The sequence below is a fragment of the Nocardiopsis sp. MG754419 genome (genome assembly GCF_018207095.1).
Taxonomy (GTDB): Bacteria; Actinomycetota; Actinomycetes; order Streptosporangiales; family Streptosporangiaceae; genus Nocardiopsis.
The window spans coordinates 15928-38416 of the sequence record NZ_QOCZ01000076.1 but is presented as its reverse complement, the minus strand read 5'-3'; the positions used below and the strand labels follow the sequence as shown (position 1 = coordinate 38416).

The 22489-nt window shown below is 73.0% G+C and carries 21 protein-coding genes; 10 read left to right on the top strand and 11 right to left on the bottom strand.

The window, feature by feature from the left end:
- Positions 1 to 190 precede the first annotated feature (190 nt).
- Positions 191 to 1153, bottom strand: coding sequence for an MBL fold metallo-hydrolase (locus DSY14_RS16145; RefSeq protein ID WP_211717395.1), 963 nt, complete (start codon positions 1151 to 1153; stop codon positions 191 to 193).
- Between the two features lie 403 nt (positions 1154 to 1556).
- On the opposite strand from DSY14_RS16145, the gene DSY14_RS16140 reads away from it, so the two are divergent.
- Together DSY14_RS16140 and DSY14_RS16135 are read left to right on the top strand one after the other, a co-directional pair.
- The gene (locus DSY14_RS16140; protein WP_211717394.1) at positions 1557 to 2096 is read left to right on the top strand and encodes a MarR family transcriptional regulator; all 540 of its coding nucleotides are present in this window, start codon (positions 1557 to 1559) and stop codon (positions 2094 to 2096) included.
- A 117-nt stretch (positions 2097 to 2213) separates the two neighbouring features.
- Entirely contained in the window at positions 2214 to 3272 is a 1059-nt protein-coding gene (locus tag DSY14_RS16135; RefSeq protein WP_211717393.1) for an aminotransferase class V-fold PLP-dependent enzyme, read from the top strand.
- Positions 3273 to 3307: 35 nt separating this feature from the next.
- Here the strand turns inward: DSY14_RS16135 and DSY14_RS16130 are convergent, their stop codons facing one another.
- Entirely contained in the window at positions 3308 to 4234 is a 927-nt protein-coding gene (locus DSY14_RS16130; RefSeq protein ID WP_211717392.1) for a LysR family transcriptional regulator, read from the bottom strand.
- A 111-nt stretch (positions 4235 to 4345) separates the two neighbouring features.
- On the opposite strand from DSY14_RS16130, the gene DSY14_RS16125 reads away from it, so the two are divergent.
- From DSY14_RS16125 to DSY14_RS16115, 3 genes are read left to right on the top strand one after another with little or no spacing between them, the layout of a single operon-like run.
- Positions 4346 to 5749, top strand: coding sequence for a CitMHS family transporter (locus DSY14_RS16125; RefSeq protein WP_211717391.1), 1404 nt, complete (start codon positions 4346 to 4348; stop codon positions 5747 to 5749).
- A 46-nt stretch (positions 5750 to 5795) separates the two neighbouring features.
- On the top strand, positions 5796 to 7103 hold the full coding sequence (locus DSY14_RS16120) for an acyclic terpene utilization AtuA family protein (RefSeq protein ID WP_211717390.1): 1308 nt from the start codon (positions 5796 to 5798) through the stop codon (positions 7101 to 7103).
- Positions 7100 to 7462 (top strand): hypothetical protein, encoded by a 363-nt coding sequence (locus DSY14_RS16115; RefSeq protein WP_211717389.1) that lies wholly within the window; start codon positions 7100 to 7102, stop codon positions 7460 to 7462. The genes DSY14_RS16120 and DSY14_RS16115 overlap by 4 nt, the downstream gene beginning before the upstream one ends.
- On the opposite strand, the gene DSY14_RS16110 is transcribed toward DSY14_RS16115, so the two are convergent.
- The 4 genes from DSY14_RS16110 to DSY14_RS16095 all read right to left on the bottom strand — a co-directional run bounded on the left by DSY14_RS16110 (position 7443) and on the right by DSY14_RS16095 (position 12036).
- Positions 7443 to 7901 carry a nitroreductase family deazaflavin-dependent oxidoreductase gene (locus DSY14_RS16110; RefSeq protein ID WP_211717388.1) on the bottom strand — a complete coding sequence of 153 codons (459 nt, stop codon included), beginning with the start codon at positions 7899 to 7901 and terminating at the stop codon, positions 7443 to 7445. The genes DSY14_RS16115 and DSY14_RS16110 overlap by 20 nt on opposite strands.
- Positions 7902 to 8126: 225 nt before the next feature.
- Positions 8127 to 9437, bottom strand: coding sequence for a GNAT family N-acetyltransferase (locus DSY14_RS16105; RefSeq protein WP_211717387.1), 1311 nt, complete (start codon positions 9435 to 9437; stop codon positions 8127 to 8129).
- Positions 9438 to 9454: 17 nt separating this feature from the next.
- Positions 9455 to 10747: a GNAT family N-acetyltransferase gene (locus DSY14_RS16100; RefSeq protein ID WP_211717386.1), complete on the bottom strand. Its 1293-nt coding sequence runs from the start codon at positions 10745 to 10747 to the stop codon at positions 9455 to 9457.
- A 59-nt stretch (positions 10748 to 10806) separates the two neighbouring features.
- On the bottom strand, positions 10807 to 12036 hold the full coding sequence (locus DSY14_RS16095; protein ID WP_211717385.1) for a GNAT family N-acetyltransferase: 1230 nt from the start codon (positions 12034 to 12036) through the stop codon (positions 10807 to 10809).
- 382 nt (positions 12037 to 12418) lie between these two features.
- Between DSY14_RS16095 and DSY14_RS16090 the strand changes: the two genes are divergently transcribed.
- Together DSY14_RS16090 and DSY14_RS16085 are read left to right on the top strand one after the other, a co-directional pair.
- Positions 12419 to 13396 (top strand): N-acetylglucosamine kinase, encoded by a 978-nt coding sequence (locus tag DSY14_RS16090; RefSeq protein ID WP_211717398.1) that lies wholly within the window; start codon positions 12419 to 12421, stop codon positions 13394 to 13396.
- 83 nt (positions 13397 to 13479) lie between these two features.
- Positions 13480 to 14328: a siderophore-interacting protein gene (locus DSY14_RS16085; protein WP_211717384.1), complete on the top strand. Its 849-nt coding sequence runs from the start codon at positions 13480 to 13482 to the stop codon at positions 14326 to 14328.
- Positions 14329 to 14349: 21 nt separating this feature from the next.
- Here the strand turns inward: DSY14_RS16085 and DSY14_RS16080 are convergent, their stop codons facing one another.
- Positions 14350 to 15708: an NAD(P)/FAD-dependent oxidoreductase gene (locus tag DSY14_RS16080; protein WP_211717383.1), complete on the bottom strand. Its 1359-nt coding sequence runs from the start codon at positions 15706 to 15708 to the stop codon at positions 14350 to 14352.
- 108 nt (positions 15709 to 15816) lie between these two features.
- Entirely contained in the window at positions 15817 to 16731 is a 915-nt protein-coding gene (locus tag DSY14_RS16075) for an ABC transporter ATP-binding protein (protein ID WP_211717382.1), read from the bottom strand.
- Between the two features lie 410 nt (positions 16732 to 17141).
- Between DSY14_RS16075 and DSY14_RS16070 the strand changes: the two genes are divergently transcribed.
- A complete protein-coding gene (locus DSY14_RS16070; protein WP_211717381.1) occupies positions 17142 to 17774 on the top strand; it encodes a trimeric intracellular cation channel family protein in 633 nt (210 codons plus the stop codon).
- An 8-nt stretch (positions 17775 to 17782) separates the two neighbouring features.
- On the opposite strand, the gene DSY14_RS16065 is transcribed toward DSY14_RS16070, so the two are convergent.
- Positions 17783 to 18193: a VOC family protein gene (locus DSY14_RS16065; RefSeq protein WP_211717380.1), complete on the bottom strand. Its 411-nt coding sequence runs from the start codon at positions 18191 to 18193 to the stop codon at positions 17783 to 17785.
- 167 nt (positions 18194 to 18360) lie between these two features.
- Positions 18361 to 19293, bottom strand: a complete 933-nt coding sequence (locus tag DSY14_RS16060) for a LysR substrate-binding domain-containing protein (protein ID WP_211717379.1) — start codon at positions 19291 to 19293, stop codon at positions 18361 to 18363.
- A 121-nt stretch (positions 19294 to 19414) separates the two neighbouring features.
- On the opposite strand from DSY14_RS16060, the gene DSY14_RS16055 reads away from it, so the two are divergent.
- Both DSY14_RS16055 and DSY14_RS16050 read left to right on the top strand, forming a co-directional pair.
- Entirely contained in the window at positions 19415 to 20338 is a 924-nt protein-coding gene (locus DSY14_RS16055) for a threonine/serine dehydratase (RefSeq protein WP_211717378.1), read from the top strand.
- Positions 20339 to 20828: 490 nt separating this feature from the next.
- Entirely contained in the window at positions 20829 to 21500 is a 672-nt protein-coding gene (locus DSY14_RS16050; protein WP_211717377.1) for a 1-acyl-sn-glycerol-3-phosphate acyltransferase, read from the top strand.
- Between the two features lie 15 nt (positions 21501 to 21515).
- On the opposite strand, the gene DSY14_RS16045 is transcribed toward DSY14_RS16050, so the two are convergent.
- Positions 21516 to 22460, bottom strand: coding sequence for a BadF/BadG/BcrA/BcrD ATPase family protein (locus tag DSY14_RS16045; protein ID WP_307851245.1), 945 nt, complete (start codon positions 22458 to 22460; stop codon positions 21516 to 21518).
- Positions 22461 to 22489 lie beyond the last annotated feature (29 nt).

Genomic DNA, 22489 nt, shown 5'->3' with positions numbered 1-22489 from the left:
GACCCCGTCCTGGTGCTCGGCGCGGGGCCCGGGGGGCTGCGACATGGTCGGTTCCGATCGTGGGGCGCCCCGAACGGGCGCGGTGGGCGGTGGTGGTGCGGGGACGGCTCCTGTCGCGTGGGCTCTGGGCCCGGGGCGGTCGGCCTCGCGGTGCGGGCGCCGGCGGCGCCGGGCCCGCGGACGCGTCCGCTCAGCTCTGCAGCCGGTCCCAGACCTCGCGGTCGCGCTCGGCGGTCCAGATGACGGGGCGTTCGATGCCGGAGAACTCGTCCCACAGGCGGGAGACGTCGAAGGGCAGGCAGTGCTCGAAGATGGGCCAGTGGCCGTAGTCGTCGACCAGGGCCGTGTGGGTGGCGTCGAAGGCCTCCTTCAGCGTGCCCCCGCGTTCGTGGACGGCGCCGACCTCGCGGATCATCACGTCGAGGAAGTTGCGGGTCTGCTCGATGGCGGCGTCGACCTCCTCACGGCCGCGGCTGACCGCGCCGCGTCCACCGACGAGCATCTCGGCCCCCAGGGCCTTGACCCTGTCGAGGGTGTCCCCGGCCCAGTCCTTGTGGAAGGCGTCGCCGGTGTAGAGGGCGGCCTGGGCCTCGACGAGGTCGCCGGCGAAGAGGATCTTCTGTTTCGGCAGCCAGGCGACGATGTCGCCCTCGGTGTGGCCACGACCGAAGTACTCCAGGACGAGTTCGCCGCGGTCACCGCCCAGGTCGATGGTGGTGCGGTCGGCGAAGGTCTGGGTGGGCCAGGTCAGGCCGGGTACGGAGTCGGCGTCCTTGGCCAGGCGCGGCATGCGGCCGAACTCGCTGGCCCAGTCCTGCTCGCCGCGCTCGCGGATGAGCTCGTGGGTCTTCTCGTGGGTGAGGATGACGGTGGCGTCGAAGGCGCTGGCGCCCAGGACGCGGACCGCGTGGTAATGCGAGAGCACCAGGTAGCGCACGGGCTTGTCGGTGTGCTCCCGAAGGAGGGCGAGCCATTCCTTGGCGGCGGTCGGGGTGGCCAGGGCCTCGAAGGCCACGACGAAGTCCTCGCCCTCGATGGCGCCCACATTGGGGTCGCCTTCGGCGGTGAGCGCGTAGACGCCGTCGGCCAGGACCTCGAGGGTCTGCTGTTTGACGTCGGTGTCGGCGGAGGAGGCGAACGGCTTGGCTGCCATGGTCGAAGGGCCCTTCGGTCGTCGCGAGCGGCTCACACCACCCGAATGATCAAACGTTTGATGAATCCGACCCTAACGTGCCCCACGACACAGGACCAGGGGGCCTGGACCTCTCGGGCCAGTGATGCAGATCACAAAACGAGCCTACCCCGGCCACCCGCGGAGCGCTGACCTGCGGCGCGCTCCGCGCGGTGGACACTCCCCGTCACGCAAGGGCACCCTCCCCCTCTCCGGAAGGCACGACGAAGGTCCGTCCACGGCCACCTCCGCCTTTTCACGGACAACGGCACGAAGACCGCCGTGAAAGAACCAGACGAACCGGGATCCCACGGTCGAATCCCGCGCCAGGAGAGGGCGATGAGAGACCGAACGGCGCGAGCCCCCGCGTATTAGGCTGGTCCGCGTGACTCACAACACCGCACCCCCTGACGATCTCACCTTCTGGTCATTCGTGGATTACGCGGTGCAGAAGGCCGAGCGTGAACTCCCCTCCGTGAACGCCGAGGCCATGCGCATGGTCCTCACGCTCAACCGGGTCACGAGCATGATCATCTACGACCTGGAGTCCTCCGTGCATCGGCCCCGGGGGTGGACCTGGCCGGGCTTTCGCGTCCTGTTCGCGCTCTGGCTGGCCGGCCCCATGGAGGCCAAGACCACCGCCGAGATCTCCGGCATGAGCCGCGCCGCCCTGTCCGCGCTGCTCAACACCCTCGAACGCGACGGTCTGCTCAGCCGTGAGCGGGCCACCCACGACCGGCGCGCCCTCCAGCTCAGCCTCACCGAGTCCGGTTACGGGGCGATCCTGGGCGTGTTCCGCGCGCACAACCGCCGGGAGAGCGCCTGGGCGGAGGCGCTGGAGCCCGAGGAGCGCCACGAACTGGTCCGTCTCCTCAACAAGCTCATGGCCGGATCCGCCGACGCGCAGGCCAAGTTCCGCACCTGACACCGTTGCCCCTCCGGCGCATCGGCGCCCAGAGCCCCGCGTCCCGGCGGAAAAGAGGTCCACTCAGGGGCGGACCGGCCCTTGAACCGCTCCCCCGCCGCTGTGAACATGCGGTACATGGACCAGAGCGCACGGACGCGCCTTCAGCAGGCACAGCGGGAGTTCACCCCGCACGGCACCTACCTCAACAGCGCCACCCACGGCCTGACACCGCACGCGGCGAGGCGGGCCCTCGAAGAGCACACCCACGAGGTGGCCACGGGGCGCTTCTCCCCCGGGGCCCATGACCCGGGCATCGAACGCACCCGCGCCGCCTACGCCCGACTGGCCGGTGTCACCGCCGACCGGGTGGCCATCGGCACCCACGTCGCCCAGTTCACCGGCACCATCGCCGCGAGTCTGCCCATCGACGCCGAGGTCCTGGTGCCCGAGCACGAGTTCAGCTCCACTGTGCACCCCTTCGCCGCCCGCGGTGACCTGCGGGTGCGGGAGGTGCCGCTGGCCCGGTTGGCCGACGAGGTCCGGCCCACCACCGCACTGGTGGCGGTCTCGGCGGCGCAGTCCGCCGACGGGTCCCTGGCCCCGTTGGAGGACCTGCTCTCCGCCCGCGCCGACCACGGCACCCGGCTGCTGGTGGACACGACCCAGTCCGCGGGGTGGCTCCCCCTGGACGGCGCGCGCTTGGACTACGTGGTGTGCAGTCCCTACAAGTGGCTGCTGGGCACCCGGGGCTCGGCCTTCCTCGCGGGGACCGACGAGGCACTGGCCGAGCTGCGGCCCCTGGCGGCCAACTGGTACTCGGCCGCCGAGCCGTGGAACTCCCTGTACGGGGCGTCCCTGACCCCCGCGGCCGGTGCGCGACGCCTCGACCTGGCGCCGGTGTGGTCGGCGTTCGTGTCCCTGGAGCACTCCCTGGCACTGATCGAGCGGGTGGGCGTCGAGACCATCCACGAGCACGACGTCGCCCTGGCCGACCGCTTCCGGGACGAGGCGGGTCTGGCGGGCGGGGGTTCGGCCATCGTGTCGCTGCCGGCGCCGGAGGGCACGGCCGAGCGTCTGGCCGAGGCGGGGGTGACGGCGGCCGTACGCGGCGGCCGGCTGCGGGTCTCGTTCCACCTGTACAACACCGAGGCGGACGTCGACCGCCTGGTGGAGGCCTTGGCCGCCCTGCGCTGAACCCCACCCGTGTCGAGTCCCGGCGGAGCCGCCGCTCAGAGCTGCCAGGCGGCCCCGTCGGGCAGGGGGTGGTCGGTGGCGCGCATCCCCCACAACACGCGCAGGAACCGTTCCACCGCGGGGCCCGGCGTCCGGTGCTCGGGAACGACCACACTGATCAGGCGTTCGGTCGCCGGGCCCCGGAGCGGGACACGGACGTGGTCGGCGAAGCCCATCAGTGGCAGGGCGAGCGCGGGCAGCGCCGAGACACCGATCCCGGCGCCGACCAGCCCGCCGACGGTGGAGATGTTGCCGGCCTGGATCAGGCGAGGTTCGAGGACGCCCGCCTCGTCCAGGGCGTCCTCCACCACCCGCCGGACGCTGGAGTCGCCGCCGGTCACGACGAAGGGTGCCTCGGCCAGGTCCGACCAGGTCGTCTCCTCACGCTCACCGAGCGGATGGTCCGGCGGCAGGACCGCGAGGAACCGGTCGCGGACCAGCGCACGCGCGCGCGTTCCGGGGCGGGGCCGACCCACGGCCACCAACGCCAGATCGCTCTCCCCCGCCTCCAGCCGGTCCAGTGCGGACTCGGCCATGCCGTCCAGGACGTGCACGTCGATCTCGGGGGCCTCCTCGCGCAGTCGCACGATCGCCGGGGGCAGGAGCGTGGCCGCGAGGGAGGGCAGGGTCGACACGGTGACGGTGCCCCGGTCCCCGCGCAGATAGCGCTCCAGGCCGTTCATCTCCGCGCGGTGGCGGGAGAGCAGTCGTTCGGCCACCGCGAGCACCTCGGCGCCCTCGGGGGTGCACCGGACCTTCCGCGTGGTGCGCTCCAGCAAAGGCACGCCCAGGCCGCGTTCCATCGCCATCACGGTGCGGCTCAGTGAGGACTGGGCGACGTGCAGACGCTCCGCGGCGTCGGTGAAACTCCCGCACCGGGCGACCGTCGCGAAGACCTCCAACTGCCGCAGATTCAGGTCCATGCATCCAGAGCATAGGTCATTGCCCAATCAATGCTGGACAGGCAACGAAACTGGGGGGAAACATGGGGCGTGTGGCCCGCGCCACACCCCCTGGAACCGAGGAGCCCCTCCATGCTGACCGTCATGGGATTCGCGACGATCGCCGTCGTACTCGCACTGTTGCTGTCCAACCGTGTGGGCGCCGTGGTCGCGCTCATCGGTGTGCCCGTCACCGCGGCGTTCCTCATGGGCTTCGGGCCCGGTGAGGTCGCCGCGTTCGTCGGAGCGGGCATCGGCGGGGTCGCGGCGACCACGGCGATGTTCGTCTTCGCGATCCTCTTCTTCGGGGTGATGCGCGACGCCGGACTGTTCGATCCCATCGTCCGCCGGGTGCTGCGGTTCGCCGGCAACAACCCGGTGACCATCGCGGTGGCCACGGTCGTACTGGCGATGGCGGCGCACCTGGACGGCGCCGGGGCCACCACGTTCCTCATCACCGTCCCGGCGATGCTGCCGCTCTACGACGCTCTGGGCATGCGGCGGCTGATCCTGGCCGCGCTCACCGGCCTGGGCGCGGGCGTCATGAACATCGTCCCCTGGGGCGGACCCACCGCACGCGCGGCGACCGCCACCGGCATCCCCGCCAACGACCTGTGGGCCCCGCTGATCCCCGCGCAGATCATCGGCATGGTCACCTGTGTGGCCATCGCCTACTACCTGGGTGTGCGCGAGCGGAACCGGATCGGCGCGACGCCGGACCGGGAACCGACGCCGAGCCGGGTCGGTGGCGGTGACCACGCGCCGGGCGGATCGGACGTGGAGGGATCGGACGCGCCGCGGGAGCACGACTCGGACCAGGGGTCGGTCCGCCCGCCCGCGTACGAGTCCGAGAACCCCCACCTGTTGCGTCCGCGCCTGTACTGGTTCAACGCGCTGCTGACGCTGGCGACCGTGGGCATGCTGATCTCGGGCGTGCTGCCCCCGGAACTGGTCTTCATGTTGGCCCTAGTCATCGCCCTGGTCCTGAACTACCCCGGGATGAAGGAGCAGACCGACCGCATCGACGCCCACGCCAAGGGGGCGATCCTCATGGCCAGCACGCTCCTGTCTGCGGGTGTCTTCCTGGGGGTCATGGAGGAGAGCGGGATGATCCAGGCCATGGCCGAGTCCATGACCGGGGTGATGCCCTCGTTCCTGGGCCCGGGTCTGCCTCTGCTCATCGGGGTGCTCGCCGTGCCGATGAGCCTGATCTTCGGCCCCGACGCCTACTACTTCGCGGTGATGCCGGTGCTGGCGGCCGTGGGCGAGGGCTTCGGGGTGGAACCGCTGCACGTGGCCCAGGCCTCCATCACCGGACAGGAGACCGTGGGCTTCCCGATCAGCCCGATGACCGGGTCCTTCTACCTGCTGGTGGGGCTGTGCGGGGTCTCCATCGGTTCGCACATCCGCTTCCTGCTGCCGTGGGCCTGGCTGGTTGGCCTCGTGGTCTTCGGCGCGGGAGCGGCCATGGGCGTCATCCCGCTGTGGGTCTCCTGAGCCGTCAGGAAACCGACCACACGTCACCGGAATCGAAGGAGTACACGTGCCCGACGTCGTTCGTCTCGGCTGCGGAGCGGGGTTCGCGGGCGACCGCCTCGAACCCGCCGTCGACCTCGTGGAACGGGGTGGACTCGACACACTGGTCCTGGAGTGCCTGGGCGAGAGGACGGTGTCGCTGGCCTCCCTGCGCTCGACCGACGGCTCCGGCCCCGGCCACGATCCGCTGCTGCGCCGGCGCCTGGAACTGTTGTTGGAGCCCCTGGCCCGTCACGGCACTCGGTTGGTGACCAACGCCGGGGCGGCCGACCCGGTGGGGGCGGCGCGCATGGCGTGGGGGCTGGCCCGCGAACACGGGGTCGCGCCCAGGGTCGCGGCCGTCACCGGTGACGACGTCCTCGACCGGATCGACCGCACGGCCCCGGCCTGGGAGGACGGTCGGCCCCTGGAGGCGCACGGCGAGCTGGTCTCGGCCAACGCCTACCTGGGGGTCGACGCCCTCCTGCCGGCCCTGCGCGAGGGCGCCGACGTCGTCATCGCGGGCCGGGCGGCCGACCCCTCGCTGTTCCTGGCCCCGTTGCTGGACTCCCTGGGCTGGGACCCGGAGGACACCGGGCTGCTCGCCGCGGGCACCCTGATCGGTCACCTCTTGGAGTGCGCCGGGCAGGTCACCGGGGGCTACTTCGCCGATCCGGGGATGCAGGAGGTCCCGGACCCGGCGCACCTGGGCTTCCCGCTGGCGGAGGTCGCCGTGGACGGCACCGCGGTCGTCACCAAACTCCCCGGGACCGGTGGTCGAGTGGACCGCAGGACCGTGACCGAACAGCTGACGTACGAGGTGACCGACCCCACCGCCTACCTGACCCCGGACGTGACCCTGGACCTGACCGGGGTGCGCGCGCAGGAGGTGGGTCCGGACCGGGTGAGGGTCGCGGGGGCGCGCGGCCGGGTCCGGCCCGACCGGCTCAAGGTGAGTGTCGGTCACCGGGCGGGGTTCCGGGGCGAGGGCGAGATCTCCTACGCCGGACCGGGCGCGCGGGCGCGCGCCCTGCTGGCCGGAGAGGTGGTGCGCGAACGTCTGACGGGTGTGCTCCCGGTACGGGTGGACGTCATCGGCGGCGCCGACGACCCCACCGAGGTGGGCGAGAGCCGGCTCCGGGTGGCGGGGCTGGGCCCGGACCGCGCCGTGGCACAGGCCGTCGAGGAGGAGGTCACCGCGCTGTACACGTGCGGACCCGCCGGGGGCGGCGGGGTGCGCACCCGCAGCGCCGAGGTGATCGGGATCCTCTCGACCACGGTGGGGCGCGACCAGGTCACCCCCCACACCACCTTCGTCGGAACGGAGACACGATGAGCGTGCCACTGCGCGAGATCGCGCACGCCAGGGCCGGTGACAAGGGCAACCTCAACACGATCGCCGTCATCGCCCGTGAGGAGCACTGGTATCCGGTGCTCTGTGAGGTGGTGACGCCGGACCTGGTGCGTGAGGTCCTGGCGGATCGGGTGCGGGGCCCGGTGGAGGTGCACCGCGTGGACGGGCTGCGGGCGTTGATCGTCGTGTGCGCCCGGGCCTGGGACGACACCGTGACCACGTCGGTCCACCTGGACACCCACGGCAAGACCCTGGCCGGCCGGCTCCTGGGCGCGCGGGTGGCGCTGCCCGGGGGCCGGGCCGGGTCGGAGGGTCGTCCGGTCAGCCCGAGCGGGAGATGACGAACACCGGGATGTGCCGTTCGGTCTTCTTCTGGTAGTCGGCGTAGGGCGGGTAGGCGGCCACGGCCCGGTCCCACCAGAGGGCGCGTTCGTCGCCCTCGACCTCGCGGGCGTGCGCCGCGAAGGGTTCGGGGCCGTCCTGGAGGGCGACCTCGTCGGGGGCGGCGCGCAGGTTGTGCACCCAGTCGGGGTGTTCGGGCGCCCCGCCCTGGGAGCCGATCACGGCGTGCTCACCGTCGTGCTCGACCTTCATGAGGGCGACCTTGCGGACCTTGCCGCTCTTGCGCCCGCGGCTGGTGAGGATGATGACGGGCATGCCGGTGTCCATGAGGGTGTCGCCCTCGCGGCCACCGGTGCGCTCGTACAACTCCACCTGGTCACGGACCCACTTGGCGGAACTGGGCTGGTACTCGCCCTCGAGGATCTGGTGCGCGGTCATTTCGCTCCCTGGCTCGGAGGGGATTCGGGTCCTGACGATGGTGACACGCCTCTTCCGCGGGGCGGGGCACGACATGCCGGGTCCCCGGCACCGTCGGGAACGCCGCCCGTTCGCCGGGCCGGCGGCGGGCTCCGGCCGCACACCGCCGTACGGGGCCCCGTCGCCCCGTGGGGGATCCCCGACACGTGCCGGGTCCCCGACCGTCCTCGGGGTCCAGGGGCGGTGTCAGAAGTCCAGGTCGCAGAAGGGGGCCTCGGGAAGGGTCAGGGCCAGGTCCAGGAGCGCCGCGGCGTCGGGGGTGTGCTCGGCGATCAGACCCGCCCGGAGGTGACCGGTGAGCGTGTGGCCGCCCAGGTACGCGGCGGCCAGAGGGGAGGTGTCCAGGGTCAGGTCCGGGCTCGCGTCGGTCCGTTCGCAGATCGCGCCGGAACGGTCGGCCCGCAGTCGCCACCGCCCGGCGTTCCACGGGGCGTGGGTGTCGCCCACCTCCAACACCGTGTCCACCGGTGCGGCGTAGGAACGCTCGCGCAGCGCACCGGGCAGATCCACCAGGCGCAGCCACAGGGCGTCGTCGAACCGGGTGACCACGCGGTGCGGGTCGGTCACGAGGTGACGCAGGGGGTCGTCCCCCGGAACGGCGTCGAAGACGACCCGCTCCACGAGGTCCCGGGACAGCAGGTGTGCGCACAGGGCGGTCCGGGCCGCGGGGGTGAGGGCGACGATGTCACGAACGTGCACCTCGCACGCCGCGCCGCCGTCCCGCCACTTGTTCAGGGTCCGGTACAGGGCGTACCCCTGGGGCCCCTCGGGCGCGGAGACCACGACGGCCTTGAGCGCGCTCCGGCCGTCGCGTTCGTCCGGGGTGTCGCGCAGGAGGTCGTCCCAGAACGCCGACGAACGTCCGATGCGACCGGTCCGGCGGGCCGCCTCGCGGGCGTGCACCCGTTCGAGGTCGGCCCGGGCCCGAGGGACCCGCCCGAGCTCGGTGACCAGGGCGTGGTCACGGGGCGCGTCGGGACGCAGCCGGGTGCGCGGGACCGACAGGCTCGCCTCGAACCCCTCGGTGGCGGGGGCGTAGCCGAAGCGCCCGTAGATGGCGCCCTCGGACGCCCACAGGACGGCCACCTTCTCGTCCCGGTCCCGGAGGTCGGAGAGTTGCCGGCGCATCAGGGCGGTCAGTACGCCCCGCCGACGACGTGTGGGCCAGACCCCCACACCGGCCACCCCGGCCACCGGACGCACACCCCCGGGCAGGCGCATACGGAAGGGGTGGGCGTCGGCGGAGCCGATGACACGTTCCCGACCCACGACCCGTTCCCCGTCCTCGTCCGGCCCGGCCGTCTCCACCGCGACTAGGAGACGATCGAAGCCGGACTCGGCCCGGAGGGCGGCCTGTCGCTCCAGGGAGGCCTCGAAGCCGTTCGAGGACAGGAGGGCCTCGCCCACCACCTCGACGACGGCGCGGAAATCCCCCGCTCCGGCCGGCCGGATCCACCATCCGCGCTGGTCCACGTCCCGTGCGGCCCCGGCCGTCATCGGTGTTCCTCCCTCACTCAGAAGACGACCCCGCTGAGCGGCGCGTCGACGCGATGCAGTGCGGTGTCCAGCGACGCGACGGTACCCGGGGTGTGCTCGGTGATGAGGCCGGCGTTCAGGTACCCGGTCAGCGGGACCTGACCCAGGTGGGCCGCGCCCAGGTGGGAGACGTCCAGGGACAGGTCGGGGGCGGCCTCGGTGGCCTCCACCCGGGCGCCGTCGGTGTCGGCCTTCACGTGCCAGCGGCCGGCGTTCCAGGGGGCGTGGCGGTCGGTGACCTCGACGACCGTGGAGAAGGGCACGGCGTAGGTGCGTTCGCGCAGCGCCCCGGGCACGTCCACCAGGCGGATCCACAACGAGGTGTGCGGCGTGGTCACGAGGCGTTGGGGGTCGACTACCAGGTGCGGGATCGGTGTGTCCGTCGGCAGGAACACGAACTCCACCGTGGCGGTGAGGTCGCGGCCGAACAGGTGTTCCAGCAGCGCGACCCGTGCGGTGGGCGTGGTGGCGGTGAACTCCCGAACGTGGACCTCGCCCTGGGCACCGTGTTCGCCCCAGACGCCCTTGGTGCGGTACAGGGCGTACCCGCGCGGTCCGTCGGCGTCGCGGACGACGACGGCCATCAGGGGTCCCTTGTCACCGCGCTGACGGGGTCCGTCGGCGAGTTGCCGGTCCCACCAGGCCTGGGAACGCTGGAACTGGCCGAGACGGCCGGCGGCCTCCTCGCGGTGCACCCGGGCCAGGTCGGCGCGGACGGTCTCGGGCTCGGACAGCACGATCCGCAGGTGCGGGTCCCGGGGCGCGTCGGCGCGCAGCACCGTGTGCGGTCGTCGCACGGTCATGGACGTCTCGGTGGCCGCGGGTCCGTAACCGAACCGCCCGTAGATGGCGCCTTCCGAGGCCCACAACGCGGCGTAGCGGACACCGGCGTCGTGGATCTCGGTGAGTTGGCGACGCATCAGCGAGGCCAACACGCCCTGACGGCGGTGGGTGGGCCACACCCCCACACCGGTGACCCCGGCCACCGGCACGGGTCCGCCGGGCAGCGTCATCTCGAAGGGGAAATGGTTGGTGGAGCCGACCACCTGGTCGCCGCCCTCACGGTCGTCCACCGCGAGGAGGAACCGCTCGTAGCCTTCGGCGTCATGGAGGGGGCGCATCCGCTCCAGCATGATGTCGGGGGAATCGTCCGCCAAGAGGGCCGATCCGACGACACGGACCGCCTCGGCGAAGTCGTCGCGGTCTCCGTGGCGCACCGTCCACTCGCGAGGGGTCCCGGTCACGGGCACGGCCCGCTGGTTGTTGGTCATGCTCGATGGCTATCAGGAAGCGGGCCGGCGCGGCCACTGTTTTTCGGTTCCCGGACCGGTCAGAAGACCGTCCCGCAGAAGGCGGCGCGAGGCCGGTGGAGGGCCGTGTCCAGGCGGGCCGCGGCGCCGGGGGTGTGTTCGGTGACGGCGCCGGCGTCGACCAGCGCGGTCAGGGAGGTCTCTCCCAGGTACACCGTTCCCAGGTGGGCGACGTCCAGGGTGAGGTCGGCGGCGTGCACGACGCGGCTGCACTCCGCCGCGCGGGTGTCGCCCCTCAGGTACCAGGTCCCGGTGTTCCAGGGGGCGTAGCGATCGGACACGGCCACCGTCACGTCCACGGGAGCGGTGTAGGTCCGCTCGGACAGCGCGCGGGGGAGGTCGACCAGCCGCACCCACAGTGAGGTCTCGGAGCTCTCCACCAGGCGGTTGCGGTCGGCGAGCAGGTGTAGCAGGGGGTCGTCGACCGGGAGGGCGCGGAAGGAGACGCGCGTGACGAGGTCGCGGGAGAAGACGTGGTCGAGCAGGGCGACGCGGGCGGCGGGGGTGGCCGCCACGACCTCCTTGACCTTGATCGTGGCGTCGGTGCCGTCCTCGGCCCACCCGTCCACCGTGTCGTAGAGGGCGTATCCGCGCGGGCCGTCGGCGTCGGCGACCACGGCGGCCCAGGTCGCGCCGGTGCGCAGGACCCGCCCCCACCAGGCGTCGCTGCGTCGAAAGAGGCCGATGCGCTCCGGGACGGCGGCGCGGTGCAGGTGGGCGAGGGTCTCGCGGACCCGGTCCGCGGGCGACAGTTCCAGGGTGAGTCCGGGGTCTCCGTGGGCGTCGGCGCCCAGGACCGCGTAGGGGCGTCGGATCCGGGCGGAGAGCTCACGGACCGCCGGCCCGAAGCCGAAGCGGCCGTAGATCGCGCCTTCGGAGGCGTGGAGGGTCGCGACCGGTTCACCGCGCTTGCGGATGTCGGCGAGTTGCCGGCGCATCAGGGCCGACAGGACACCGCGCCGTCGGTGGGTGGGCCAGACCCCCACACCGGTGATCCCCGCGACGGAGCGGGGTCCACCCGGCAGGGTCATCTCCAGGGTGTAGGCGGCCGTGGTGCCGACCATGCGGTCGCCGTCCAGCGCCACGAGGATCCGGTCGTGCTCGGCGACCGGATGCGAGCGTTCGATCTCCAGTTCGTCGGCGGCGGAGACGATCATGGGTTCGGCGTAGACGTCGACGACCCGGGAGAACTCCTGCGGGGTGGTGCCCCGGACGGCCCAGTCGGCGCGGGGGGCGGATGTGATGCTCATGGCGTTCACTCTGGATCAGGGCCCAGGGTGCGGCCACCCCTTTTCCCGCGCCCGAACGCAGGGCGTGCGCGCTCCCGGGGCCGCGCGGCGCTCAGGGAACGACGCCGCCGAAGGATGTCTCGGCACGGTGTGAGGCGGCCTTCGGCCGTGCGCGCGCGTGCCCGGTATACGCGGTGGCGGTGATCGCACCCCCGCGCGTGCCCTCGGCCGCGGGCGTCACCGTCACCGCGCACCGACCGCCGTGGCCGGCGGCTCTGCGCGGGCCGCCTCGGGCCCGGGGGCGTCCCCGGGCGGGCCCGGGTGAGTAAGGCGGCCCCGGGTGGGGCACGTTCAGTGCGTGACGACACGACGAAACCCTTCCTCCCTCGGACTGGTCGTGGGCGTGGACGCCGGAGGCACCACGACCCGCGCCCTGGTGACCACCGTGACCGGCGCACGCCTGGGTGAGGCGTGGTCCGGGGGCGCCAACCCCAACACGCACGGCCCCGACCAGGCCGGCGAACAGCTGACCGAGGCGATCGGGGCCGCACTGGACCGGGCCGGGGCCGGAGCCCGGGAGGCCGTGGCCGCGACCTTCATCGGGCTGGCCGGGGTCTCCGGACTGCGCGACGAGACGGTGCGGACCCGGCTGGAACGGGCCCTGACCAAGGCGGGTCTGCTCCCCGGCACGGCGGAGTTCACCGGTGACGACGTCGTGGCCTTCGCCTCGGGCACCCACGAACGCGACGGGACCATCCTCATCGCCGGGACCGGGGCCATCGCCACCCGGATCGAGAACCGGCACCGGGCACGGTCCGCGGACGGCATGGGGTGGCTGATCGGCGACGAGGGGTCGGCGTTCTGGATCGGTCACCAGGCCGCCCGGGAGACGGCCCGACAGCTGGGGCGCGGGGTGGAGCTCAGCCCCCTGGCCCGGTCCATCGCCAAACAGGTCATCCCCGGGCAACGGCCGAGCGGTACCGACCACCTGCCCGAGGAACACGCGCGCAACTTCGCCCGGACGCTCACGGCCGCGCCCCCGATCGGTCTCGCCGCGTTCGCGCCCTTGGTGACCGAGGCCCACCTGCGGGGCGACGCCGCGGCCGAGGTCATCGTGGACGCCGCGGCCGGTCACCTGGCGCAGTCGGTGCACCAGGTGCGGATCCCCGGGGAACGCAGGCCGGTGGTGTTGGCCGGCGGCGTGCTGGCCCACTCGGCTCCGGTGCGGGAGGCGTTGACGCACAAGCTCACCCTGGGCACGGGTTCTCCCGTGCTCCCCGCCGGGTGCACTGCGGGCGGCGCGGCGTGGCTGGCGGCGTTGCGGGCGGGCGCCGACGAGCGGGACACCGCGTTGCACGCGGCGTTCACCCTCCCCACCTGAGGAGACCCGGTTTGCCCACCTCCGTCATCGTGTCCTACTGTGTCTCGAATTAGGGTTGCCTAACTTACTCGAGAGGGGACGCCGTGACGGAGCGCCAGGCACGTCCGAAGAGGATCGTGCACACCGGTCGGGTCGAGCGCGTGGAGCGCCTGACCCCCCACATGATCCGGGTCGTGTTGGGCGGTGAGGGTCTGTCCGCGTTCGCCACCGGCGACCACACCGACAGCTACGTGAAGCTGCTGTTCCCGCCGCCCTCGCCCGGGGACCCCGAGCCCTACGACCTCGACGCGGTCCGCGCGGAGCGGCCCCGCGACGAGTGGCCGGTCACCCGCACCTACACCGTGCGCTCCTGGGACCCGCTCTCCCGCGAGCTGACCATCGACTTCGTCCACCACGGAACCGCCGGCCTGGCCGGCCCCTGGGCCGCGAGCGCCCGCCCCGGCGACGAGCTGCGCTTCCTCGGTCCCGGCGGGGCCTACGCCCCCGACCCGGAGGCCTCCTGGCACCTGCTCGCCGGCGACGAGAGCGCGCTGCCCGCCATCACCGCGGCCCTGGACCACCTGCCGCAGGACGCGACCGCGCACGTGTTCATCGAGGTCGCCGACGCCGCCGAGGAACAGAAGCTGTCCGCGGGCGAGAACGTGCACGTACGGTGGCTGCACCGTGGGGACGCGACCGTCGGCTCGGTGCTCGGCCCGGCCGTGCGGGCCCTGGAGTTCCCCTCCGATGACGTCCAGGCCTTCGTGCACGGCGAGGCGAACGTCGTACGCGACCTGCGCCGCCTGCTGCGGGTGGAGCTGGGCCTGCCCAAGGAACGGCTGTCGATCTCCGGCTACTGGCGACTGGGCCGCAACGAGGACGGCTGGCAGGCGTCGAAGGCCGAATGGAACCAGAGTGTGGAGGCCGAGGAGGCCGCCGCCCTCAAGGACTGAGCCCCGGGCGGCGGCCCGGCGTCACAGGTCGAGTGCGTCCAGCGCCATCAGGTAACCCTCGTTGAACGTGGGGAACTGCGGGATCGAGTCGCGTAGGGCCTGGACCGGCAACCCCATGCGGACCGCGAGCGCCGCGGTGTGGATCCACTCCGCGGCCATCGGCCCGTACCCCCAGGCCCCGACCAGCACACCGTGCGCGCGGTCGGCCACCAACCCCAGGTGGCCGACCGGGTCGGTGGCGTAGGTCCAGGGCCGGGCCAGGGCCTCGGTGAGGTCGATCTCGGAGGTGGTGACGTCGATCCCCGCCTCACGCGCCTGTTCCTCGGTGAGCCCGACCGCCGCGATCTCCGGATCGGCGAACACCACGCGGGGCACGGCCGTGTAGTCGGCCACGCGCGGGGAGCCCAGGAGGCCGTCGGCCACCACCCGTGCCTGGTACTTGGCCACGTGGGTGAACATCGACCGGGCGGTGACGTCGCCCACGGCCCACAGCCCGGGCGCCACGCGGCCGTACTCGTCCACGGGCACGGCGCCGCGGTCGAGTTCCACGCCCAGCTCGGCCAGACCGAGTTCGTCGCCGCGAGGGCGGCGTCCGGAGGCCAGGACCACCACGTCGGTGTGGACCTCGGCGCCGTCGGACAGCGTGGCGGTCACCCCGTCACCGTCGCGTCGCACGGAGCGGACCTCGGTACCGGCGCGCACGTCCACGCCGTTGGCCTCGAACCGGGACGTGATGATCTCGCACAGCCGCGGGTCCTCCCGGTCCAGCAGGCGCGAGCCGCGCTGCACGATCGTCACCCGGGTGCCCATACCGGCCAGGAACCCGCCCAGCTCGATGCCCACGGCGCTGCCGCCGATGACCAGGGCGCGCGGCGGGATCTCGGTGAGGGAGGTGGCCTCCCGGTTGGTCCACACCAGCTCGGGGTCCAGGGTGTCCAGGCCCTCCACGGGCGGACGTACGGGGGCCGACCCGGTGGCCACGATCACGTGGTCGGCGGTCACCTCGGTGTCGCCGACCGCCACCCGCCAGGGGTCGCGCCCGACCACCCGCGCGGTTCCGCGCAGCACGCGGGCGCCGCGTTCACGGTAGGTCTCGACCTGTTTGGTGTCGTCCAGGTGCCGGATCATCTGGTCCCGGTAGTCGCGCAGGGCGGGCCAGTCCATGTCGGGCCGGGTGACCCCTGCCGCGTCGGTGGCCTCCCGGCGCGCCTCCGTGGGACGCAACAGCACCTTGGTGGGGATACAGGCCCAGTAGCTGCATTCGCCACCGATGAGTTCGCGCTCGACCACCGCCGGACGCCACCCCTCGGTGAGCAGCCGGTCGGCGACGACCTCGCCCCCGGGTCCCATCCCGATGACGATCGCGTCCAGGTGTTCCATGGTCTCTATCCCGCCCTCGGATCGGTGGTCTCCTTCCGATGGTGTCCGCCGGATCGGTCCGGGGGAAGGCCGACACGCGCACGGAAGCGGCCTGGACCGGACGGAACCTCAGGGGCGGGTCCGGGGCCGGCGGGCGCTGTGGACGGCCCAGCGACCGTCGACGCGGGTGAGTCGGAGCGGATGGTCGAAACAGGCGCCGACCCGCTCCGCGGTCAGGACCTCCTCGACCGGCCCCGAGGCCTGGTGGGCGCCCTCGCGCAGCAGGAGCGCGTGCGTGGTCCCGGGGGGCAGTTCCTCCAGGTGGTGCGTGACCAGGACGGTGGCCAGGTCGGGGCGGGTGTCCTGGAGGGTGTCGATCCGTTCGATGAGCTGTTCGCGTCCGGCGACGTCCAGACCGGTGGCGGGTTCGTCGAGCAACAACAGTCGCGGTTCGGGCATGAGGGCGCGGGCGATCAGGGCGCGGCCCCTCTCCCCCTGCGACAGGGTCGGCCACCGTGCGTTCACGCGCGGGGACAGACCGAGCAGGTCGATCAGGTGCTCGGCCCGGTCGGCCTCGGCGTCCGTGGGCGTCCAGCGCGGCGGCCGGGCGGTGGTGCCGGAGAGCCCGGTGAGCACGACCTCGCGCAGGGACAACGGGCCGTCGGGGGTGTGCCGGGGGTCGACGTGACCGATGAAGGAGCGCAGGTCCCGCAGGTCGACCCGGCCCAGGCGGTGGCCCAGCACCTCCACGGTGCCCCGGGTGGGGTGGGCGACCGCGCCCAGGAGGCGCAGCAGGGTGGTCTTGCCGGCACCGTTGGCGCCCAGCAGCGCCCAGTGCTCTCCGGCGTGGATCGTCAGGGAGATCTCGCGCAGAAGTGAGGCCCCACCACGCACGACGTCCACGTCACGGACGCGCAGGACCGGGACCGTGTGCGGTCCGGTCCGTCGATCGTGGACCCCGTGTTCCCCTACCCGTGCCGCGAGGTCGGGGTCCACGGTGGTGACGGTCGTGTGCTCGCCGGTCGTGGTCGTGGTCCGTGTCATGGCGCGGGGCGTCCTCGGGTCGGTGCGGAAAGGACCGGCGCGGATCGGACCACCACCGTGGGGCGCGGTGCGGAGCGGACCCCGGGGCGGTGGTCGGTGGGGGGTCACCGCGACGGTATGAGCCGCACCTTAGGGCAGAGATCCGTGGAGGACCAACCCGGGACCGGCGCCCTCCCCGCGGGCCGCGGAAGGCGAACCCGGAGGCCGGCCCCGCGGGCACCCGCCCACCGGCGAGGGTCCTGCGCGGTGGGCGGGCCGGGCGCACCGGCGCGGCACCGACGGGGGTCGGCCGGTCGCGGGGGACGAAGGTCACGCGGCCCGAGGCCCGCCGTTCGGTCGGGTGCCGTGGTCTAATGCTCGGTGGTCACAGGGTCCGCACCGGAAGGAACCGCCGTTCACGGCGCACGCACATGTCCACGTTCGACGTTCTGCTCATCCTCGACCTCATGGGGGTCTTCGCGTTCGCCTTGGACGGCGCGCTGACGGCGATCCGGACCGCGCGGGTGGACATCGTGGGGGTGATGGCGCTGGGGGTGGTGACCGCGATCGGCGGCGGCATCATCCGGGACGTCCTGCTCGGGGCGACCCCGGCGACCTTCCAGGACTGGCGCTACCTGGTGACCGCTCTGACCGGGGCGATGCTGGCGTTCTTCCTCAGCCGGCAGCTCACGCACCTGCATAAACCCATTCTGCTGTTCGACGCGGCGGGGTTGAGTCTGTTCGCGGTGATCGGCGCGACCAAGGCCCTGGAGTTCGGTTTCGGTCCGCTCCAGGCGGTGCTTCTGGGCGTGATCACGGGGGTGGGCGGCGGCACCATCCGTGACGTGCTGCTCAACCGGGTGCCGACGGTCCTCAGCGCCAATTCTCACCTGTACGCGATCCCGGCGATGCTCGCCGCGGGCATCGTGGTCGTCGCGCACCTGATCGGGTTCGCGACCTGGTGGGTGGCGGTGGTCGGCGCCCTGGTGTGCTTCGCCATGCGGGTGCTGTCCCTGCGCTACCGCTGGAACGCGCCGAACCCACCGGGGGCGCCGCCACTGTAGGAACCCGGTCAGGGTTGGACCAGGACCTGCCAGACGTGCCCGTCCGGGTCCGCGCAGAGCGCGGTGAAGCCCCAGGGACGATACTCGGGCGGGGAGGGCACCTCTCCCCCGGCGGCGCGCACCCGCTCCACGAGGGCGGTGAGTTCCTCGGCGGTCCGCACCCCCACGCCCATGAGGCATCCGCTGGTCCCGCTCGGCGCGGGGTCGCGGGCCTCCCCCAGGACCCAGCCGAAGCCACCGGCGGGGACGAGCGTCAGCAGGGTGCGCTCGTCGAGACGGAACATGAGGGGCTCGGGCACACCGTCCTCGGCGGGTGTGCCGACGAGCTCGAACCCGAAGGCGTCGCGGTAGAACTCCATCGCGCGCCTGCGGTCGGCGATGGGGAGGGTGACGTGGACACCATTCACGTAAGAGGGCATATCGCTCCGTTTCTCGGGGCCATGGGTGGCCGTCTTCGTTGTAGGGACCCTCCGTCGGCTCGGAACTCATCGCGCGTCGGGGCGGTGTGGCCACGCGCACGGGTCCGGACCGCTCCGCCGGGGGCGCGACCACCGCCCGGGATCGCGCCCGCGGTCCCGTGTCCGCCTCAGGGGGTGTCCACGTTCGGGGCCCCCTCACCCCGCAGGGTGCGGGCCGCGGTACGACGCAGCGTGGCGAGCATCGCCGGGACGGGCGCGGGCGGCCGACGACGGTGCACGGTGTAGATCTCCCGGGCCAGGCGTGTGCCGTGCAGGGGTCGGCTCACCCATCCCCCTCCGTGGGCCGCGCCGAGGATGCTCTGTGGGATGAGCGCGATGCCCACCCCCGCCTCGATCAGGGCCAAGGCCACCTCGTAGTCGCGGGTCTCGTAGGCGACCGTGAGGACCACGCCGGCGGCGGCGGCGGCCATGTCGAGGCTGACCCGGTTGTGGATGCCCGGGGCCCCACAGATCCACTCCTCCTCGGCCAGGTCCGCCAGGCCCGTCTCGGTGTCGGCGATGGCGTGCCCGGTGGGTGCCACCACCACGAGCGGGTCCACCAGGAGGAGTTCGCGCTGGAGCCCCCCGGCCCGGGGCAGAGGAACCCCGGGGTAGCGGTGGGTGATGAGCAGGTCGAGGTCGCCGGAGGCGACCGGCCCGTGCCCGCCGGGCGGTTCGATGTCGGACAGCGACAGCTTCACGTGGGGGTGCTCATGGCCGAACACCGCCAGGGCCTCGGGCAGGAGGACCTTGCCCGCGCTGGCGAAGGCGCCCAGGGACAGACGATCGGGGCGCTGCCCCGCGACCTCCCGCACGGCCGCCTCGGCGTCGCGCAGCTCGCCGAGGACACGCTCACCGTGTTCGAGCAGGACCCGACCGGCCTCGGTGAGCGTGGCCCCGGTGCGGCCGCGTTCGACCAACCGGCAGCCGAGCTCGCGTTCGAGTTTGGTGAGTTGCTGGGACAGGGCGGGCGGAGTGAAGGACAGGCGGGCGGCGGCGGCCGCGATCGACCCGGCGTGCGCGATCTCCACCAGGATCCTCACCCGGTTGGCGTCCAGCATCCGTTCCTCCCCCGAGGGCGACGACCACCACGTCCACGACAAACACTGACACAAAGTTCTGCTTAACGATATTTAGCAGGCCCAACTTTAAGTTAATCGCCGGTAGGGGCAGAGTGGAAGCATGAGCACCACGACCGCGCCCGCAGTGCCCACGGCCACCGACGTCCGTGCGGCCGCCGAACGCATCGCCCCGCACGCCCGCCGTACCCCGGTGCTGCGCACCGAGCTGGACGGGCGGCCCCTCACCCTCAAGCTGGAGCACCTTCAGCGCACCGGGGCGTTCAAGCTGCGCGGGGCGCTCAACGCCCTCATGGGCGGCGAGCCCACCAATCGGGTCATCACCGCCTCTGGCGGCAACCACGGCCTGGGCGTGGCCACCGCCGCGAGCATCCTGGGGATCAAGGCCACGGTGTACGTGCCCGAGACCGTGCCCGAGGCCAAGGCGGCCCCGTTGGCGACCACCGGAGCCGAGATCATCCGTGTGGGCGAGCACTACGCGGTGGCGGCGGAGGCGGCCCGCGAGCGCGCCGACTCCGAGGGTGTGCGCTACCTCCACGCCTTCGACGACGCACTGGTCGTGGCGGGTCAGGGCACCGTCGGTCTGGAGGTGGCCACGGACGCACCCGAGTGCGACACGATCGTCGTGGCGGTGGGCGGTGGCGGCCTGGCCGCCGGCGTGCGCCTGGGCGCCGACGGCCGGCGTGTGGTCGCGGTCGAGCCCGAGGGCTGCCAGAGCATGCACGCGGCCATGGCGGCGGGCCACCCGGTCACCACGCCGGTGGATTCGGTGGCCTCCTCCGCCCTGGGCGCGGCCACCCTGGGTCGGGTCCCGTTCGAGGTCCTGCGCGACCACCCGGTCACCCCGGCGCTGGTCGACGACGCCGAGATCATCAGCGCCCAGACGCGGCTGTGGCAGGAGTTCCGGATCGCCGCCGAACCGGCCGCCGCGGTGCCCTTCGCCGCCTGGCTCGCCGGTCGGGTCCCGGGGGAGAACCCCTGCCTGGTGGTGTGCGGGGCCAACGCCGACTGGCGGCTCGCGAACTGACCCGACCGGTGGACACCCCCGGGGATCGACCGGAGCGGTCCGCGACGGCCCGAGGCTATGGGGCGGCGGGACGCACGGTGTCGCACCCGCCCGCGCCCCGACAACCGTGGGCTCGGTGGCGGGGCGCGCCCACGCCCGCCGAGCACCGGCGTGGGCCCCGTCCCGAGCGGTTCCGATGACCCGGTGCCCCGCCGCGCCGGGGCACCGGCCGACTCTCGGGTGAGCGGGTGGGAGGCTCCTCGGTACGGCTCGCGCCGACATCGCGCGTGCTCCACGACGAGGGTCGACGCCCGCGCCCGAACCCTGTGTCGACATGGGGTCGGCGACGTCTGCGCAGCGCACACCCTCGGCGGACCGCGACCCCGGGCCGCCGGGTGACGTAGCGCACTCTCTGTGCGTCCGCTCATCATTACCGGCCGGTCACCCTTACATTGGGGGCGGCCGTCCCCCCGGGCTCACGGCATCCGACCCACTTCGAGGGAGAACACACGTGCTCTATGGTGCGTTGCGGCAGACCACGGCGGTCCTCGCCCGGTCCCTGTGCCGTCCGACCATCGAGGGCCGTGAGAACGTCCCCGCGTCCGGGCCGGTGATCCTGGCCGGCAACCATATGTCGTTCATCGACAGCGTCGTCATCCCTTTGGCGGTGACCCAGCGCAGGGTCCGCTTCCTGGCCAAGTCCGACTACTTCGAGACCCCCGGCGTCAAGGGCAGGATCACCAAGACGATGTTCGGCGCCCTCGGCGCGATGCCGGTGCGGCGCGGCAACGCGCGCGACGCCATGCTGTCGTTGGAGCTGATGTTGGACCGGCTCAACGACGGGGAGGCCTGCGTGGTCTACCCCGAGGGCACCCGATCCCGGGACGGGCGTCTGTACCGAGGACGTACCGGTGTGGCCCACCTGGCCCTGGAGTCCAAGGCGTTGGTCGTGCCGGTCGGCCTCCGCGACACCGAGAAGGTGCAGCCGATCGGGGCGAGCATGCCGCGCCCGCGGCCCTTCACCGTCCGTTTCGGCGCACCCCTGGACTTCTCGACCGGGTTCGACCACCTGTCCCCCGCCAAGGCCCGCCGTGTCATCACCGACCGGATCATGGAGGCCATCGGCGAGCTCACCGGTCAGGAACAGGCCGGGACCTACAACGACCACCGCGCCGGCGACTGATACCGCGCCCGCCCCTCACGGTCGGGCGGGGTCGCTCCGTTCGAAGACGAACAGGTGTGGTGGACGCCGCGCGGGCACGGTCTCGGCCAGGGTGAGCGCCCCCTCCACCGATCCACCCTCCGGTGCGCTGAAGCGAGCCTCGGGCAGGGTGCGCAGGACCTCCGTGCGGAGCGGTCCCAGGACCAACTCCCCCACCGCGAAGAGCCCGCCGCCCCAGGAGAAGCGGCGCTCCAGCCCCGGCGCGGCGGCGGCCACAGCGGCCCGGCCCAGGTGGGTACCGGCCTCCCACCAGATCCGCGCCGCCACCGGGTCCCCCGCACGGGCGGCCGCGGCCACATCGGGGGCGAAGGTCGCCAGGACGGAGGCGGCGGCTCCGGCGGAGGCACCGTAGACCCGGTGCTCCAGGGCGCCCGCGTCACCGAACCGCGCGGTGAGGCCGGTCAACAACGGGGCCGAGCCCCCACTCCGGCCGTCCTTCGCGCGCAACGCCGCCTGGAGGCCCTCACGCCCCACCCACGCGCCGCCTCCGTGATCGCCCAGCAGGATGCCCCAGCCGTCCGAGCGGCTCCAGGTCCGGTCCAGGTCGGTGCCGAGGGCGACGACCCCGGTCCCGGCGGCCACCACGACGCCCGTGCGACCGCCGAGCGCTCCGACGTGGGTGGTCACCGCGTCCGCGGCGATGACCACCGTCTCCACCGGGGTACGGTCCCGCAACCGTCGGGCCAGTTCGCCCGGGTCCGGGATCAGGTCGGGGAGGCCGGTCAGGCCGATGGCCACCCGATCGAACCCCGGCCTCACGGCCCCCGTGGTCTCGACGGTGCGTGCCAGGAGCGCGGACAGGCGCACGGCCAGCGCCGACAGATCCATCCCCGTGTCGCCGCGCGGAGCCAGCACGTCCTCGGCCACCTCGGTCAGACGCGCGCCCTCGCGCACGAGCACGCGGATCCCGCCACCCCCCACATCGATCCCGGCGCATCGCACACGAGTCC

Excerpts from the sequence above, each read along its gene's own strand:
- DSY14_RS16070 (WP_211717381.1), top strand. The coding sequence starts at position 17,142 with ATGTCCACGTTCGACGTTCTGCTCATCCTCGACCTCATGGGGGTCTTC.
- DSY14_RS16130 (WP_211717392.1), bottom strand. The coding sequence starts at position 4,234 with ATGGACCTGAATCTGCGGCAGTTGGAGGTCTTCGCGACGGTCGCCCGG.
- DSY14_RS16080 (WP_211717383.1), bottom strand. The coding sequence starts at position 15,708 with ATGGAACACCTGGACGCGATCGTCATCGGGATGGGACCCGGGGGCGAG.
- DSY14_RS16060 (WP_211717379.1), bottom strand. The coding sequence starts at position 19,293 with ATGCTGGACGCCAACCGGGTGAGGATCCTGGTGGAGATCGCGCACGCC.
- DSY14_RS16105 (WP_211717387.1), bottom strand. The coding sequence starts at position 9,437 with ATGACGGCCGGGGCCGCACGGGACGTGGACCAGCGCGGATGGTGGATC.
- DSY14_RS16145 (WP_211717395.1), bottom strand. The coding sequence starts at position 1,153 with ATGGCAGCCAAGCCGTTCGCCTCCTCCGCCGACACCGACGTCAAACAG.
- DSY14_RS16095 (WP_211717385.1), bottom strand. The coding sequence starts at position 12,036 with ATGAGCATCACATCCGCCCCCCGCGCCGACTGGGCCGTCCGGGGCACC.
- DSY14_RS16075 (WP_211717382.1), bottom strand. The coding sequence starts at position 16,731 with ATGACACGGACCACGACCACGACCGGCGAGCACACGACCGTCACCACC.
- DSY14_RS16110 (WP_211717388.1), bottom strand. The coding sequence starts at position 7,901 with ATGACCGCGCACCAGATCCTCGAGGGCGAGTACCAGCCCAGTTCCGCC.
- DSY14_RS16065 (WP_211717380.1), bottom strand. The coding sequence starts at position 18,193 with ATGCCCTCTTACGTGAATGGTGTCCACGTCACCCTCCCCATCGCCGAC.
- DSY14_RS16135 (WP_211717393.1), top strand. The coding sequence starts at position 2,214 with ATGGACCAGAGCGCACGGACGCGCCTTCAGCAGGCACAGCGGGAGTTC.
- DSY14_RS16100 (WP_211717386.1), bottom strand. The coding sequence starts at position 10,747 with ATGACCAACAACCAGCGGGCCGTGCCCGTGACCGGGACCCCTCGCGAG.
- DSY14_RS16115 (WP_211717389.1), top strand. The coding sequence starts at position 7,100 with ATGAGCGTGCCACTGCGCGAGATCGCGCACGCCAGGGCCGGTGACAAG.
- DSY14_RS16055 (WP_211717378.1), top strand. The coding sequence starts at position 19,415 with ATGAGCACCACGACCGCGCCCGCAGTGCCCACGGCCACCGACGTCCGT.
- DSY14_RS16125 (WP_211717391.1), top strand. The coding sequence starts at position 4,346 with ATGCTGACCGTCATGGGATTCGCGACGATCGCCGTCGTACTCGCACTG.